Genomic DNA, 895 nt, shown 5'->3' with positions numbered 1-895 from the left:
TGCTTAGAAAACGCATACAGCTGCTGGAAGAAAATGCTAAACATCCACATATTTTAAGGACTTCAGGAGGGGAGCAATTATTATCCAGTTCAAATGCTGAACCCCCATTACTTAAAAATAGAAGTGATAGTGTTTCAGCATTGATAGAACAAATAGAAAAAAATAAAGATGCAATTAATGATGCATATTTTAAAAAAGATCCTGTAGATACTAATGATATAGCTTCTATAAATTCTAATGGTGAACAAATTAAAAATATTGCCGCTAATGGGCAACAAAATGTACAAGAGGCAATTGTTAATCCTTTAACAGTAGAAAATAATGACTTGCCGGCAGCACAGCTTAGTAAACCAACAGCTGCCGATACCAATAAATCAGATCCTAAATTGAATGGTGATATTACTGCTGATATTATTTTCGAATTAAATGCTAAAAATGATTATGAAAAATTTATTATTAAGAATATAAATGATACTTTTAGCGAGCTTGCTAAAAGATTACCTGAGTATAAAAAGATGGAACAAAATGGTGCAATGGGTTTTGGGACAGCTGCTTCAGATTTAAATATGAGCCTAAATGCCATTGCTATTAATATAAATTACTATAATGCAAGTTATAATGATCCCTCTTTTTTTGATATGGTAATAGACAGCTTACAGGCAGCAAAAAAATCTTTATTTACTGATCCGGCGGTTAAAAATAATTCTGAAAAGATGTCGGTAGTCGGAACAACAAAGTTAATTGATTATATTACCGATATGTTTAAAAAAGGGAAAAATGGTGAAGCTCTTAATGAATTTAATCATTGGGAGGATTCTCAGAACATATTAGTTAATGAATTTGGCGGTGATAGTGGTGATTCTTTAGCGACAATTGATGATAAAGCATTATCCTG

Annotated in this window: 1 protein-coding gene; it reads left to right on the top strand. The window is 31.6% G+C overall.

The genetic code is table 11. The features are described 5' to 3' along the window. Window positions 1-895, top strand: an 895-nt coding sequence (locus I6751_RS12970; protein WP_196589991.1) for a hypothetical protein, incomplete at both ends; no start/stop codon positions are given.

The sequence above is a fragment of the Pectinatus frisingensis genome (assembly GCF_015732285.1).
Taxonomy (GTDB): domain Bacteria; phylum Bacillota; class Negativicutes; order Selenomonadales; family Selenomonadaceae; genus Pectinatus; species Pectinatus frisingensis.
This window is presented reverse-complemented; position numbering and strand designations above follow the sequence as displayed.